This is a genomic window from Spirochaetota bacterium (assembly GCA_017999915.1).
Taxonomy (GTDB): domain Bacteria; phylum Spirochaetota; class UBA4802; order UBA4802; family UBA5550; genus RBG-16-49-21.
In genome coordinates this window covers 43175-58233 of the sequence record JAGNKX010000015.1, presented here as the reverse complement: position 1 = coordinate 58233, position 15059 = coordinate 43175, and the positions used below count along the sequence as shown (strand labels likewise).

The following is a 15059-nucleotide window of genomic DNA, read 5'->3' as shown; positions in this document are numbered from 1 at the left end:
TGACGCAATGTCTATGAAAAATCACTCAGGAGACACCGTATTATGACACAGAAGGTACTGACCGCACTATCATGCTGCCTCGCCCTTATCCTCGGATGCGCCGGGACGGAACAGATCATCAAGCGCGAGACCCCGGACCTGGCGAAGAGCATTTCCATAGCCGGTACCGCCGGCAAAACATACAGGGCCTTCTGGCCCGATAAATCATTGATGGCGGAGGGGCCGGTTGTCGGAAATAAAAAGAACGGTCCGTGGAAATTATTTTACCAGGGCACCGGAGGCAAAACCCTCATGGCGGAGGTCACCTTCAGGGACGATCTCCTTGACGGTCCCATGAAGGAATACTATCCCTCTGGAAAAAAGATGGTGGAATCGGAATATAAAAAAGGAATTTTGCACGGCAGGTATATGTCCTTCTATGAATCGGGTATCGGCAAGATCGAGGCCTTTTTTAAAGAAGGAAAAAGATCCGGCAAGTCCTTCGAGTATTATGACAACGGCAACACCAGGGAGAACGCCTATTACCAGAATGGCCTGCGCGACGGCATGTCAACGATCTTCTATGTCAACGGCAAGCGCGAGGCCATGGGCCGCTACATAGCCGGAAAGAAGAACGGCCTCTGGGACCATTTCAACCAGGAAGGGATGCTTGAGTCGCGGGGCAACTACACCAACGACCGGAAGACCGGCAAGTGGTCATTCTTCGACAAGACCGGCAAGGTATCAGAGAAGAACTTCGACTAATCTATAATGAAACTGGTACTCATAGGGCCGCCCGGCTCGGGCAAGGGGACCCAGGCGCTGAAGCTGAAGGAACGCTACGGTATACCCCATCTCTCCTCAGGGGATATTCTCCGCGCCCAGGTAGCCGCCGGCACTGAATTCGGGAAAAAGATAAAGGTATACATGGACCGGGGCGAGATCGGCCCTGCGGAGCTCATCACCGAGGTGATCCTCCACCACCTGGCCGAAACCTGCCCCGATGGATTTATCCTGGACGGATTTCCCCGGACCCTGTACCAGGCCGAAAAGCTCGGCGCGTCCCACAGCGTCGACGCTGCCCTCTTCATCGACGTGTCAGAGCCCGAGATCGCGTCGCGCATAACCGGCCGCCGCACCTGCAAATCCTGCGGCGCTATCTATCATATGAAAACAAAACCGTCCAGGGCCGAAGGCCTGTGCGACGCCTGCGGCGGCCCCCTCTTCCACAGGGCCGACGACAACGAGGAGACGGTTTTGAACCGCATCCGCGTATACAAGACTGAAACAAGGCCTGTCCTCGATTTTTACCGTGGCTCCGGCCTGCTCAGAACCATAAACGGCGAGCGGGAGGCGGAGGAGATATTCGCAGATATTGTCGAGCTGCTGGGATAATCCAAATCATCTTTTACTTCAACCCTTTGTGAGCCCTCACCCGCCCCTCCGGGGCACGCCGAGCGCTTTTTGGCCGTCCTGGCCGCGCTCGGCACTGCGACCTCCTGTCGGGAGCCTCTCCCATTAAGCTTGGGAAAAAGGAGAGGGTTTTCGTAAGAATATATATACTAATGCTCCCCCTCTCCTTTCTTAACTTTTTAATGGGAGAGGGGGCCGGGGGGTGAGGGCATATAACCCGCGGAGCGCGGGTGAGGATCCTACAGAAAATCCGCCAGCTCCAGCACGAACCGCTCCGAATCCTCCCACCCGAGGCACGCGTCGGTAATCGACTTGCCGAACTCGTTGCCCGACGGGTCCTGGGCGCCCTCAAGGAGATAGCTCTCCACCATGAAGCCCTTCACCATCTTCCTCAAGAGCTCGGAATACTTCACGCTCCTCATCACCTCCATGATGATGCGCGGCTGCTCCCGGTACTTTTTGCCCGAGTTGGAATGGTTGGCGTCGATGATGATCGACGGGTTCTCCAGGGACCGGTCCAGGTACATTTCCGTAAGGACGATAAGGTCCTCGTAGTGATAATTGGGGAAATGGTTGCCGTAGCGGTCCACGGAGCCGCGCACCACGCCGTGGGCCAGGGGATTGCCGCTGGTGGCGACCTCCCATCCGTTATAGACGAAGGTATGGGCCTGCTGGGCGGCGTAGATCGAGTCTATCATGACACGCAGGTCCCCCGACGTGGGGTTCTTCAGGCCCACCGGGACGTCCAGGCCGCTCACGGTGAGGCGGTGCTCCTGGTTTTCCACGGAGCGGGCGCCCACGGCCACGTAAGACAGGATATCCGCCAGGTACGGGTAATTGCCCGGGTAGAGCATCTCGTCCGCCGCAGGCAGATGCGATACGGACAGGGCCTTGATGTGCATTTCGCGTATCGCCAGCAGGCCCTTGGTCATGTCCGGCTTCTCGCGGTGATCCGGCTGGTGAAGCATTCCCTTGTAGCCCTTGCCGGTGGTGCGCGGCTTGTTGGTGTAGATGCGCGGCATCAGCACCAGCTTCTCCTTAACGCGCTCCTGGAGCCTCGACAGCCTGGATACGTACTCGTACACCGCTTCCGCGTGGTGGGCGGAGCAGGGTCCTATCAGCAGGAGCATGCGGCTGTCGCCGCCGGTAAATATGTCGCGTATCACTTCATCGCGCTTTTTCTTGACGTCCCGAAGGTCCACCGGAAGGGGGTTGCTTTCCAGGATCTCACCGGGCGACGGATACTTTCGAATGTAATTCAGACTCATCTTGTTTCCTCCTTGTAAAAAGAACGGGGCCACCCCGAGCCTGTCAAAGGTGACCCCTCTGCCGCGGGCTATGCTTCGACATGCTCAGCATGACCGCGTATGGTATTATGTTCTCACATGCCGAGCATAACGGTTTTCCTAACTAAAATACTCCACTGCGTTCTTAAATATGATAAAACCGTCCGACTCCTCCGGAATATCCTTTCCCTCCCGCGTAAATTGTTCGCGTATACAGGTCCAGTCGTCGCGCTGGGTAAAAAACATCCCCCGCTCGGGGTGCGGCATCATTCCCATGATCCTCCCGGTGCGGTCGCAGATCGAGGCTATATCATTCAGGGAGCCGTTGGGATTATAGGGAAATTCTCCCGCAGCGGGGCCGCCTCCGGGCTTCACGTAGCGCATGGTGACCAGCCCGTCCTTTTCGATGCGCCGCAGCGTTTCCTCCGGCGCGAAGAAATTGCCCTCGCCGTGGGCCACCGGGATGTGGAGCCGTCCGATGCCGCGCGTGAACACCGAGGGCGAGCCCTTCTCAACGGCCAGGTCCACCCACCGACACTGGTAGCGGAAAGTCCTGTTGTGCTCCAGGGCCGCCTCCGCGTCGCCGGTGAAACCGTCCAGGGCGGGGATCAGGCCGATGTTGGTCATGACCTGGAACCCGTTGCATATGCCCAGGATAAGGGTGTCGCGATCGGCGAACCTCCGCAGCTCCTCCATCAGGTTGTTCTTGATCCTGTTGCCCAGGGCCTTCCCGCTGCCGGTGTCGTCGCCGTAGGAAAATCCGCCGGGGAAGGCAAAGACCTGGAACCGGTCAAGGAGGGCGCGGTTCTCGATCAGGTCATTGACATGCACGATGTCCGCGTCGGCCCCGGCCTTTCTGAACGCAAATGCGGTCTCGTCATCGCAGTTGATGCCGTATCCGGTTAATACTAATACTCTTGGCTTTGCCATAAAATATTTTTCCATCTCCGCGCCCCCTCCGGGGGACGGGGGGCTAAAAATCCTTGAACAATCCCTTGTATGCCGCCATGAGCGACTCAATATCGGTTCGGATAATCGTATTCTTTTTTAACCCGGCAATTTCAATGACAGGCTTTTCCATGACAGCTCCGATCAGGCCCAGGGGCAGACCGGTGAAAAGCCCCTCGAATTCTTTCTTTTTTTCAGGATCGACCGAAACCAGGACCCTCCCCTGCGACTCGGAGTACAGCACCGTATCGTTCCTGCCGGCATCCGACGGCACCGCGGAAAGGTCCGCAGAAAGGCCGAGCATCCCGGCAAGGGCGGATTTCGCCAGCGCCAGGCCCAGGCCGCCCCGCTCCACGCTCAGGCACGATGACACGAGGCCTCCGCCGATGGCCTTTTCCAGGGCCCGGTAAGTATCGATAAAGCCCTCCGCCGGGACCTCCGGCACCGAATCGCCGATATAACCCCGGCCGGACAATTTCTCGCCGCGGTAGGCAAGGTATTCGCTTCCGCCCATCTCGTCCCTGGTCATCCCGATGATATAGACCAGGTCGCCGGGAAACTTGAAGTCCATGGTCTGGCACTTCCGAATGTCGTCGACCACGCCGATGGACGAGACCAGCAGCGTGGGCGGAATGGATATCAGTTTCTCGTTGAAGTTCTCGTCGTATCCGCGGAAATCGTTGAACATGCTGTCCTTACCGGAAATGAAGGGCGTCCGGTAGGCGACGGCAAAATCGCGGCACGCCCGGGCCGCCTCGCGGAGCTGGCCGAGGCGCTCCGGGTTGTTGGAATCGCACCAGCAGAAATTGTCCAGGATGGCCAGCTTCTCCATGCGCCCGCCGGCAGAAACGGCGTTTCGAACCGCCGTGTCGATCGAACAGGCCGCCATCCAGTAGGTGTCGATGTCACTGTAGGAGGGGTAGAGCCCCTGGGAGAGCACCACGCCACGGTATGAATCGAGGACGGGCCGTATCACGGTGGCGTTACCGTTGACCCCGCCCCGTCCCTGGAGCGGCTTTATCACCGAGTTGGCCTGAACTTCGTGGTCGTACTGCGTCGAAATGAAGGCAAAGCCGGCGGTGTTGAGCCGCCCCGCCATGTCGCGGAATATACCGGACATCTCCCCCGGATCCGAAAAGGCCGGATAGGGATGTTTTTCTTTCGTATAGGATGATGTGAGCTTTTTCCTGGGGAGGCCGTCATGAAGGAACGACATGTCCAGGTCGAATATGACCTTGCCGTCGTACCGGACGACGCCCCGATTTCCCTCCCTGAAGGTGCCGATCGCGGTGGCCTCGACGCCGCGGCGTCCCATGAGGCCGATGAACTCGTCGAGCCTGTCCAGGGGAATGGACGCGGTCATCCGCTCCTGCGACTCGCTCACCCAGATCTGCCAGGGAGCCAGGCCCGGGTACTTGAGGGGCACCTTCTCGAGGTCCACCTCAAAGCCGCCGCATTCCCGGGCCATCTCCGCCACGGAGCAGGAAAGTCCGCCGGCGCCGTTGTCGGTTATGGAATGGTACAGGCCCCGGTCGCGGGCTTCCTTCACGATCGCGTCGGAGAGCTTTTTCTGGGTGATGGGGTCACCGATCTGCACGGCTGTGGCCGGGCTCCCCGACGAGAGGGCCTCGGACGAGAAGGTCGCGCCGTGGATGCCGTCGCGGCCCACGCGGCCCCCGATCATGACGATGGCGTCCCCCGCCATGGCCTTCTTGGAGCAGGACGATATACCGTTAACGGTCTTCGGCATGAGCCCCACGGTGCCGACAAAAACCAGGGGCTTCCCCTTGTAGCGCTCGTCGAAATAGACGAAGCCCTGGGGCGTCGGTATCCCCGAGGTGTTGCCGCCGGCGTTCACGCCATGAATCACCCCTTCCATGATGCGCCGGGGCGAGAGCATCCTGCTTGCCCGGTCCCTGCTCTTGTACAAAGGCCTGGTATCGAAGGGATCGGCATAGCAGAAGCCGTAACGGTTGGCCACGGGCCGCGATCCCATGCCGAAGCCGATGGAGTCGCGGTTGACACCCACGATGCCGGTAATGGCTCCGCCGAAGGGGTCCAGTGCACTGGGGCTGTTGTGCGTCTCCACCTTGTCCGATATTATATAATTCTCGTCAAACTCGATGCCGCCGGCATTGTCCGTGAACACTGACACGCAGAAATCCTTATCGCCGAGATCGCGGCGGATCCTCACGGTCGCCTCCCGGATGTAGCTGCGGAATATCCCTTCAGGCATATCATCGTCCATTTCAGCTGCAAAGATGGTATGCTTGCAGTGCTCGCTCCAGGTCTGGGCGATCGACTCGAGCTCGATGTCTGTGGGATTTCTCTTTTCGGTCCCGGAGAAGTACTCGCGGATCGCGTTCATGGAGGCCATGTCCAGGGCCAGGGGCCCGCGCCGGGACCCGTCACGCTCCCTGATCCCGTCACGCGCGATCTTCCGGAGCTCATCATCGGAGACGCCGAGGTCCACCTCGTCGGCGTCGGGCCGCTCGTGGATGCTCACCACGGGCAGTTCCCTGCCCATGCCGGACTGGCGCATGTAGTCGGCCGAGGAAAGCAGCTTCCTCCTCTGTATGAGGGGGTTGTACAGCTCCGTGCTTATGCTTGCCACGTCGCTTTCCGAAAGGCCGCCGGAAAAGAAATAGGTGATCGTGGAAAAGACCGACTTATCGATGTCAAGATGGACCTTTAACAGGTCTTCGATGGATTCGCGCACGGTATGGGCTATATTGTCGGTGACGCCGGGAAGGAAGCCGATTTCAACGGCATAGTCGAATCCTTCGGGCGTATAGGGCCTGTTCACCAGGAAATCCTGTATGACCGGCTGGACCAGGAGACGCGCCACAGCCGCCGCATGGCCGTCGTCGATGGCGGCGTTGATGAGATAGTTATCGGATATGTGGACGGCGGTGATGGGAAACCCGAGGCCGGCCAGCTTTTTACGCACGACCTCGCAACGGGGATCGCTGGTCCTGTGAAAAACTTCAATGCGGTACGTGGCGCTTATCATTCATAATCCTCGGATGTGGAACTGCTAAAGGATGAGCCCCGAATTGTCCAGAAATATTTTTTTTTAACAGCCGCCACGCCGCCTTCGGCGGCGCGGCGGCTGTCAGGGACAATAAAAAAGGGCCCGGAGGCCCTTTTTTTTAGTCATACTTAACAGGCAAGCGTACGCTTAATCGGCGTCAGCCGGATAAAGATTGTCGATTTCTTTCGCGTATTTGGACTCGATTATCCGCCGCTTGACCTTCTGGGTGGGAGTGAGCTCTCCTGTCTGCTGTGTCCACTCCGCGTCGAGGAGCTTGAATTTCCGGATCTGCTCCACCCGGGCGTACTGCTTGGTGTATTTCTCTATCTCGCCGGCGATGAGGTTCCGCACCTCTTCCCGCTCGATCAGGTCCTTATGACCGGTGGCATCGAGGCCGTTTTTCTTCGCCCACTTCGTGAGGGTGTCGAAGGCCGGGATGACCAGAGCCGTCAGGTACTTCCTCCGATCGCCGATGACCGCTACCTGCTCGATGAACTGGGAGGTCTTCAGGCTATTCTCGATGTTCTGCGGTGAGATGTTCTTTCCGCCCGCGGTTACGATGATGTCCTTGATCCTTCCCGTTATCTTCATGAAGCCCTCGTCATCGATGGCCGCGATGTCGCCGGTTCTGAAATAGCCGTCCTTGGTGAACACTTCCTTGGTCGCGGCCGGATTCTTGTAATAGCCCTTCATGACCTGCGGGCCCTTGATAAGGAGCTCGCCGTCATCGGCGATCTTGACCTTGGTCTGCGGTATCGCGTGTCCGACGGTTCCGGGTTTTATATTACCGGGCCGGTTGAAATGGGTTACCGGGGTCGTTTCCGTGAGGCCGAATCCCTCCAGGATCGTCACGCCCATGCCTATGAAGAATTCCGCATCAGACACCGACAGGGGGCCGCCGCCGGAAATGGCAAAGCGGAGCTTGTTAAGACCGATGGCCTCCTGGAGTTTTGAGAACACGAGCTTATTCGCCAGGTTAAACCGCTTCGCGAAAAGACCTGTGCGCGGTATATTCTTGCACTGGTACGGAAGGTTTTTGGCAGCGGTGGCCATGGCCCAGTTGAAGATGGCTTTTTTCAGGCCCGATCCGTCGGCGACCTTGGCCAGGATGCCGGCATGAACCTTTTCGTAAATCCGCGGTACACTGATGATGATCGTGGGCCGCACTTCCTGGAAGTTCTCCATCAGCTTGGAAATATCTTCGGCGAAGGCAACCTTCGAGCCGACAGTGACCGGAATGTAATAACCGGCCGTCATCTCCAAAGAGTGCGACAGAGGCAGGAATGACAGAAAAACATCATCAGGAGTTATAAAATCTTTCACCTCATTGTAGATAATCGACGCGTTGGAGACGAAATTGGAATGCATCAGCATGACGCCCTTGGGGTTCCCGGTGGTTCCCGAGGTGTATATCAGTGTCGAAACATCATCCGGCTTGATCGCCGCCAGGCGCTTGTCGAATTCTTTCTTGTTCTTGTATCCCTGGCCGATCTTATAGGCCTCGTTGATATTCAGGACGTCTTTTATCTTCTTGTTAATATCATCGAACACGATGACCTGCTTCAGCTTTTTGAGCTTCGGCTTTACCTTGAGGATCCTGTTCAGGTGGTCTTCGGTGCCCACAAAACACGCCCGGGAATCGGAATTATCGATTATATACAGGCACTCCTCCGACGAGTTGGTCGCGTAAATGGGAACGCTGATCGCGCCGATGGAAAGCGTTGCCTGGCTTGCCACCCACCATTCCCACCGGTTCGGCGAGAAGAGAGCGATCTTGTCGCCTTTTTTCACGCCAATGGAAAGCAGGTAATACGCGAGATCATGGATCATGCGGTTCATATCGGTCCATGATATGTCCACGTACCTGCCGCCCTTCTTATAAGCGACGCAGGCCTTATTGCCGAGCTTTTCAGCCTGATTCTGAAAAATCGCCGGCATACAGGTTTCTTTTAACTTTGCCATGAAGACCCCCTTTTTTTATTGTAAATTAGACATGCAAAAAAATATGAACGGCAAAAGAAACAGGTTCTTTTGCTACCGTTGCACCGCAACTTTTATCATTGATATCAGCATTTAAAAAAGCAATTATACAAAGCGGCCCTGATAATCTGCGCAATAATTATGTTTCAGCGCCCTAAGCGCAACAATGCATATTCAACAGTATCTTATCAGATGTTCATATTTTGACATGCGCTAAAGAACCATTGAGAGAATTGGTTCCTTGTTGATTTTTTCTGCCATTAATAATTTAAAATGTCAACTTAAATTAATCATAAAATCCCAATTTTGCTGACACATTGTACAAATTATTGCAAAGCCCATTCAATGGACAACAGCCATGGCGGTCTGCGGGAGCCGCTTCCCGCCCCCCTGTCGCATCCTGTGATAACAACGAGGCGCCCCGGAGATGGTTACCGCACCAATAATATACCCCTCAGCAAGCTAAGGGGTATTTAGCAGCATAATGTTGTGCGCTCACATATAGGCGGAACCTGGCTCCGGATTTTGAAAGCGCTGCGATCAAATCAACCGTTACACCGCTTTTGCCGATCTAAAATACTTGACAGCTTCTATCGTAATCAACACCATACCTATAATTCTATCAGGAACGTTTTTTTATTTCCAGGAGCAATCCCTTGGCCACTACCAGGAATCCGAAGCCGGAAAAAACGGAAAACCCGGCTGAAAAAAAGAAAAAACCAGCCCCGAAGAAAAAGGCTGTCGCAAAAAAATCACCAAAAAAAACCGATACGGCGCAGGCGCCGGTCGTGACCGAAAGCGTTAAAGCTCCGGAATCACAGCCCAACCAGGTCATCAACCCCCTGACGCAGATAAAAGAAGCGGTTAAAAGCCATCCCGTCATAACCGCGGGAACCGTGGGCATGTCGACCCTTGAGCGCGTTATACATTTTTTCGCCAGGCATGACGACTCCGATAAAAAGGTCCTGAAATCTGAAACCGACGAAGAACCCGACGAAGTCGATCCTGAAGCCCTTAATCGCGGCGACATCCCCATGAGCTTCGTCGATCACCTGGACGAGATCAGGTCCAGGATACTGATAACCCTCATAACATTCATCATCCTAACCGTGGCGGCCTTCGTTTTTTCCGATGAACTGCTCTACGTCATCAATAAGCCCTTTATCGATACCGGCCTGAAGCTCAACGTTTTCAAGCTCGCCGAAGGCTTCATGATGCGACTCAAGGTTTCGGCCATCGCGGCATTCATCGTGACTCTGCCCTTCCTCATTTTCCAGGTTTGGCGATTCATCCTTCCCGCCATAACGAAGAAGGACCGCATGTTTTCGCGCGTGGCCCTCATAGCGTCCATCCTGCTGTTTTATTCCGGCGTGTCGTTCGTGTATTTTCTCCTGATGCCCTTTACGGTCAAGATGCTCCTCAGCTTCGTCGCCAAGGACATCACCAGCGTCATCGGGGCCAGCGAGTATATCAGCTTCGTGTTCCTGTTCTGCTTCTTCATGGGGGTGATATTCGAGTTCCCCATACTGATCATGATTCTCACCCGTATCGGCATGATAACGCCCTATCTTCTCTCAAATAACAGAAAATGGGCCATCGTCGTCATTTTTATCCTCTCCGCCGTGGTAACGCCGACAACGGACATTTTGACCCAAGCCCTTGTCGCGATACCCCTGTATTTCCTTTTCGAAGCGTCAATCGTGGTTTCAAAAATGACCGCCGTCCGCAAAAAGAAAAAGGAGCTCGAGAGCGAAAATTAATCTTGACCTGTTCACCTGATGGATGAAAAATATAATGGGCCCGCGGCGGTATCCCGGCCGCGCCCCCGCAATAAATGTTACGAGGTGCAGCGATGACAATCAAGTATATCAACAATCTGGACATCAAGGGAAAGCGCGTCATGGTCCGCGTTGACTACAACGTCCCCTATGACAAGAGCATGAATATCAAAGATGACACGCGGATAACCGCGACCCTGCCGACCATCAACCATTGCCTCAAGGCCGGCTGCAAGATCATACTTGTCTCCCACCTGGGAAGGCCCAAGGGCAAGCCGGTCCCCGAGATGAGCCTGAAGCCCGTTGCCGAGCGCCTGAACAAGATCCTTGGCAAGAAGGTGCTCTTCATAGAAACGCCGCTCGGCGACGAGGTCAAGAAAATCATCGACGGCCTCAAAGACGGCGACATAGCCCTTCTGGAGAACATACGGTTCTATCCCGGCGAAGAGAAGAACGACCAGGAGCTTGGCAAACAGCTCGCCTCCCTCTGCGACGTCTACATCGACGACGCCTTCGCGGCCGCCCACCGCGGCCACTCTTCCAACGACGCCATCACGAATTATGTCAAGGAATGCGCGGCCGGGTTCCTCCTTGAAAACGAGATCGAATATTTTAAAAAGGCCATGGGCAATCCCCAGCGGCCCCTGGGCGCGATCATCGGCGGCGCCAAGGTGTCGACGAAGCTCGACGCGCTGAAGAACATCGTCTCGAAAGTCAACTACATCATCATCGGCGGCGGCATGGCCTTCACCTTCATGAAGGCCAAAGGCATGAACGTGGGGAAGTCACTCCTCGAGGCCGACCTGGTGGATTCGGCGAAGGAGATCATGGACGAGGCGGCCAAGAAGGGCGTGGAGATACTCCTGCCGGTGGACATTATCGCCGCGCCGGAATTCGACAACAATTCGCCCAGCGCCGTGGTGCCAGCCGACAAGATACCTGACAACATGATGGGACTCGATGTCGGGCCCGCGTCGGTCAAGCTCTTCAATGAAAAGATAAAGTCTTCGAAGACGGTCATCTGGAACGGCCCCATGGGCGCCTTCGAGATGCCCAATTTCGCCGGCGGCACCAATGCCGTGGCCAAGGCCCTGGCCGAATCGGGGTGCCTGAGCATCGTCGGCGGCGGCGACAGCGTATCCGCGGTCAACCAGTCCGGCGTGGCCGACAAGATATCGTACATCTCCACCGGCGGCGGCGCCTGGCTGGAGCTGCTAGAGGGAAAGACACTGCCGGGTATAGCGGCGCTGGATAAGTAAAGATATACACTCCTCCCCCTCGATGGGGAGGATATGTGGGGGTGTCTAACATAAATTCACCCTCACCCGCGCTCCGCGCACCCTCTCCCATGAAGCTCAAAATAAAGTAGAGGGTTTCCGCATTAAAGATTTTCATCTTAGTCCCCCCTCTCCTTTCTTCAATTCTTAATGGGAGAGGGGCCGGGGGTGAGGGGACCTTATAGCACAACAACTTCCTTTTGGGAGCTTCCCATCATGGAAGGGGAAATAACGTATCATTCTAAAATGGTAACAAAAACTAAAATCTTCGGGATGCCTCTCATCGCCCTCGGCATGAAAGAGCGCGGATTCATCTCCATCGGCATGTATGCCCGCGGGTTCATCGCCATTGGCTGGGTAGGAAAGGGCTTTATTACCATCGCCCAGTTCGGATTCGGCGCCATCGCCTTCACCCAGTTCGGATTCGGCATCATTTCCGTTTCGCAGTTCGGATTCGGCGCGGTGTCCATGGCACAGTTCGGCCTGGGCCTGATCCTTGCCGTGGGCCAGGGCGTCCTCGGTTTCATCGCCAATGGCCTGAACGCGAAGGGCTACTACGCCCTGTCCGGTCCCGGGGTCTTTGGCCGGTTTCCGGAGCTCTATTCCATTGTCATGGCGGATCCCCTTCCCTTTTATATATGGTCCGGCGCATGGGCCGCCGTATTCGCCTTTCTATGGTCCCAGCGGGATAAGTTCGCCCTTGGCATGGCGGCGGGCGACCTGTTCAGGAACCGTCGCAGGCACCGGGTTGACCGGATCAGGGCCAGGGCCGTATCAGCCATCACTGACCAGGAAGAGCTCCTGAACATCGTCATGAAGGACCCTTCCGATACGGTGAAAATGGCGGCGCTGAAGAACATCGCCGATCCCTCGGCAATGGCGCTGATTGCGAAATCCACGATGAGCGAGGAGGTCGCGGGCTATGTCATAGGAAAGATCGATGACAGGGAAACGCTCCTTGATATCGCGCGGTCGGCGGCGACGGCCGCGGTAAAAATTGGCGCTGTCAGCAGGATCGCCAGGTCCGACCCTGACCGTCTCGTGGAGCTGGCCTGCTCCGAGAAGGACCCGCAGGTGATCCAGGAGATAATAAACCCCATAAAAAACCGCGCGTCCCTGGAAAAAATCATCCATAGCGCAGCCGCTCCACAGGCGAAGATAGCGGCGATCAACAACATCGGGAAGCCTGACCATGAATTTCTTTTCGGCATTGTCAAGGCCGAGAAGGACGCTGCCGTGTCCAAGGCGGCCGTGTCCCTGATCAATGCCCCGGACATTCTCGCGGAGATCGTTCGCGGCGATTACGATTCGGCGGTGAAAAAAGCCGCCGTTGAGCGGATCGAAGACAAGAAGGTCCTCAGGGAGCTGGCGGACGCCGGCGTTCCCGATGATATCAGGGAAGCGATCAAACGCCGCCTTAAGGCAATTAGGCCGCAGTATTATTCTCTCAAGGTCGAGATCAGCTGCCCCTTCTGCAGCCAGCCGGTCTTTGTCAACGGGCCAGCAAAAAAAGCGAAATGCCAGTCATGCCTGCGAGATACAGGCCTTCCCGGACCGCTGTGGGAGAAAATCGCGCGCTCCGATTTCGGCACGATTGAATATATGGACCAGCTGAGCCTCATCGTCGAAAAGGCGGGCATCAAGGCCCCGCTCTGCAACTCCTGCGGCGCCTCCCTTGATACGGATGACATAGAAACCGGCGCGCGGACCATGCCGCCCTGCCCCTCCTGCAAGACGTCCCAGTCCACCTTCCCCCTGCCGGAATGGCTTCCATGGTCACAAAACGCGGAGCAGGTATTCTGCGCCGACGAAGAGGGAGTCCCTTCCCCGCCCATAAAGGGAATCAAGCCGGTTGCCATATCCTGCATCAAGTGCGGGGCGCCCCTCGAGATAACAGTGGAAACGCCGCGGAACGCGACCTGCCAATACTGCAACACGGTCCAGTACCTGCCGGACCCGCTCTGGCTTTCCCTCCACCCGGTGAAGATCAAGCAGGCCTGGTACGTCCGCTGCAATTACCGCGAGCGAGCCGGGCGGGAAGCCTGATCGCGCCGGCCGCTCCCTCAGTTGACGTCAAGAACGGCAAGGGTAATATCGTCTGCAAAGATCTTCGAGCCAGTAAAGCGACGGAGCTCATCGAGAAGGAGGCCGCAGAAATCCGCCGGCTCCAAATCGGTGTGGGCCACGATAAAATCCTTCAGCCGGGAAATCCCGAACATCACCCCCCTGCCGCTGAAGCATTCGGTGACGCCGTCGGTATAGAGCACCAGGCGGTCGCCCCGGCAGAGAGTAACCTCTACTTCGCATATCCCGGGATCATCCACCCATCCCAGCGGCTTGCCGGGTGATTGAATCTCCTCCACGACATTGTCGCCGCGCCGGTACAGGAGCGGCGGGAAATGGCCGGCCCTGGCGCAGCGCATCACCCGCTCCTGGCGGTTAACGATGCAATACACGGCTGTGACATAGTTGTTGTGGACCGTTGACCGGAGAACCGCCTTGTTCAATCGGCCAAGGACCTCGGCCGGGTAGCCGCCGGGGCGCTCGTACCGGAAGGCCATTTTCGTGATGGTCGCCAGAAACGCGCTCGAGAGGCCGTGGCCTGAAACATCGGCCACGAAGATGTCCACCGCGTCATCGGTCACATGGTAATCATAAAAATCCCCGCCCACCTTTTCCATGGGTATATACACGGCATGGATGGAATATTCCGGTATCACCGGCAGGTCCCCGGGAAGCAGGCGCATCTGCAGGGCGCGGGCAATCTCGAGCTCGTCCTCCACCCTGGCGCGTTCCTTCCGGAAATTGTCTATGATGATCTTGATCATGAAGCCGGTCACGAGGATCCACGCGGTGCAGTTGATGATAAAATCTATCCACCGCTCCTGGGGGCTGCGATAGTGCTTGAGTGGTATGACGCAAAAGCTCTCGACAAGCGTCAGGACCGCGATGACCACCGGCACCATCAGGAAAAAAACGATACGGCGCCGCCCCTCCAGCGACAGAAGTATGAAGAGCGTTATGAACTGGTAAAAGAGATGCACATACCCTACGGTCCCGTAGCCGGTGAACCAAATGATCGAAAGGGCCACGGTCCCGGTTATGATGAGGAAATACACGTTGGTGATGCTATGAAAACGCGAGAGGTAATACAGGTAAAACCCGGAAACGGTGATAAACAGGATCGTCGCCACGTGGAATGGCCCGATATCCAGTATGAATATCAGGGGCATGATTAATATCGTCGTCAGGGGTGTAAAAAACGTGAGGGCGTTGTAAATCCTGTTTTCAAGCCTTGTCTTGTTCGGATCACCGATAATCGTTGCAAGCGTAAGCTTCATTCCATGAAGCATATCCGATTATC

10 protein-coding genes are annotated in these 15059 nt (G+C 56.4%); 5 read left to right on the top strand and 5 right to left on the bottom strand.

What is annotated here, in order from left to right; genetic code table 11:
• Positions 1-42 precede the first annotated feature (42 nt).
• Both KA369_19405 and KA369_19400 read left to right on the top strand, forming a co-directional pair.
• Positions 43-744, top strand: a complete 702-nt coding sequence (locus tag KA369_19405) for a toxin-antitoxin system YwqK family antitoxin (protein ID MBP7738151.1) — start codon at positions 43-45, stop codon at positions 742-744.
• Positions 745-750: 6 nt separating this feature from the next.
• Entirely contained in the window at positions 751-1374 is a 624-nt protein-coding gene (locus KA369_19400) for a nucleoside monophosphate kinase (protein ID MBP7738150.1), read from the top strand.
• 257 nt (positions 1375-1631) lie between these two features.
• On the opposite strand, the gene KA369_19395 is transcribed toward KA369_19400, so the two are convergent.
• From KA369_19395 to KA369_19380, 4 genes are all read right to left on the bottom strand, one after another.
• On the bottom strand, positions 1632-2660 hold the full coding sequence (locus KA369_19395; protein ID MBP7738149.1) for a 3-deoxy-7-phosphoheptulonate synthase: 1029 nt from the start codon (positions 2658-2660) through the stop codon (positions 1632-1634).
• Between the two features lie 138 nt (positions 2661-2798).
• Positions 2799-3608 (bottom strand): phosphoribosylformylglycinamidine synthase I, encoded by an 810-nt coding sequence (gene purQ / locus KA369_19390; GenBank protein ID MBP7738148.1) that lies wholly within the window; start codon positions 3606-3608, stop codon positions 2799-2801.
• 43 nt (positions 3609-3651) lie between these two features.
• Entirely contained in the window at positions 3652-6639 is a 2988-nt protein-coding gene (locus tag KA369_19385) for a phosphoribosylformylglycinamidine synthase (protein MBP7738147.1), read from the bottom strand.
• 168 nt (positions 6640-6807) lie between these two features.
• Entirely contained in the window at positions 6808-8622 is a 1815-nt protein-coding gene (locus tag KA369_19380; protein ID MBP7738146.1) for a long-chain fatty acid--CoA ligase, read from the bottom strand.
• 674 nt (positions 8623-9296) lie between these two features.
• On the opposite strand from KA369_19380, the gene tatC reads away from it, so the two are divergent.
• The 3 genes from tatC (at position 9297) to KA369_19365 (ending at position 13741) form a co-directional block, all read left to right on the top strand.
• Positions 9297-10400, top strand: a complete 1104-nt coding sequence (gene tatC, locus KA369_19375) for a twin-arginine translocase subunit TatC (GenBank protein ID MBP7738145.1) — start codon at positions 9297-9299, stop codon at positions 10398-10400.
• Positions 10401-10492: 92 nt separating this feature from the next.
• Positions 10493-11677, top strand: a complete 1185-nt coding sequence (locus KA369_19370) for a phosphoglycerate kinase (GenBank protein MBP7738144.1) — start codon at positions 10493-10495, stop codon at positions 11675-11677.
• 234 nt (positions 11678-11911) lie between these two features.
• Positions 11912-13741 (top strand): hypothetical protein, encoded by a 1830-nt coding sequence (locus KA369_19365; GenBank protein ID MBP7738143.1) that lies wholly within the window; start codon positions 11912-11914, stop codon positions 13739-13741.
• A 17-nt stretch (positions 13742-13758) separates the two neighbouring features.
• On the opposite strand, the gene KA369_19360 is transcribed toward KA369_19365, so the two are convergent.
• A complete protein-coding gene (locus tag KA369_19360; GenBank protein ID MBP7738142.1) occupies positions 13759-15036 on the bottom strand; it encodes a PP2C family protein-serine/threonine phosphatase in 1278 nt (425 codons plus the stop codon).
• Positions 15037-15059: the final 23 nt, after the last annotated feature.

Bases quoted from the DNA above. Each gene is read 5' to 3' on its own strand.
- KA369_19385 (MBP7738147.1), bottom strand. From the start codon at position 6,639: ATGATAAGCGCCACGTACCGCATTGAAGTTTTTCACAGGACCAGCGAT.
- KA369_19380 (MBP7738146.1), bottom strand. From the start codon at position 8,622: ATGGCAAAGTTAAAAGAAACCTGTATGCCGGCGATTTTTCAGAATCAG.
- KA369_19365 (MBP7738143.1), top strand. From the start codon at position 11,912: ATGGAAGGGGAAATAACGTATCATTCTAAAATGGTAACAAAAACTAAA.
- KA369_19395 (MBP7738149.1), bottom strand. From the start codon at position 2,660: ATGAGTCTGAATTACATTCGAAAGTATCCGTCGCCCGGTGAGATCCTG.
- KA369_19370 (MBP7738144.1), top strand. From the start codon at position 10,493: ATGACAATCAAGTATATCAACAATCTGGACATCAAGGGAAAGCGCGTC.
- KA369_19360 (MBP7738142.1), bottom strand. From the start codon at position 15,036: ATGAAGCTTACGCTTGCAACGATTATCGGTGATCCGAACAAGACAAGG.
- purQ (MBP7738148.1), bottom strand. From the start codon at position 3,608: ATGGCAAAGCCAAGAGTATTAGTATTAACCGGATACGGCATCAACTGC.
- KA369_19400 (MBP7738150.1), top strand. From the start codon at position 751: ATGAAACTGGTACTCATAGGGCCGCCCGGCTCGGGCAAGGGGACCCAG.
- KA369_19405 (MBP7738151.1), top strand. From the start codon at position 43: ATGACACAGAAGGTACTGACCGCACTATCATGCTGCCTCGCCCTTATC.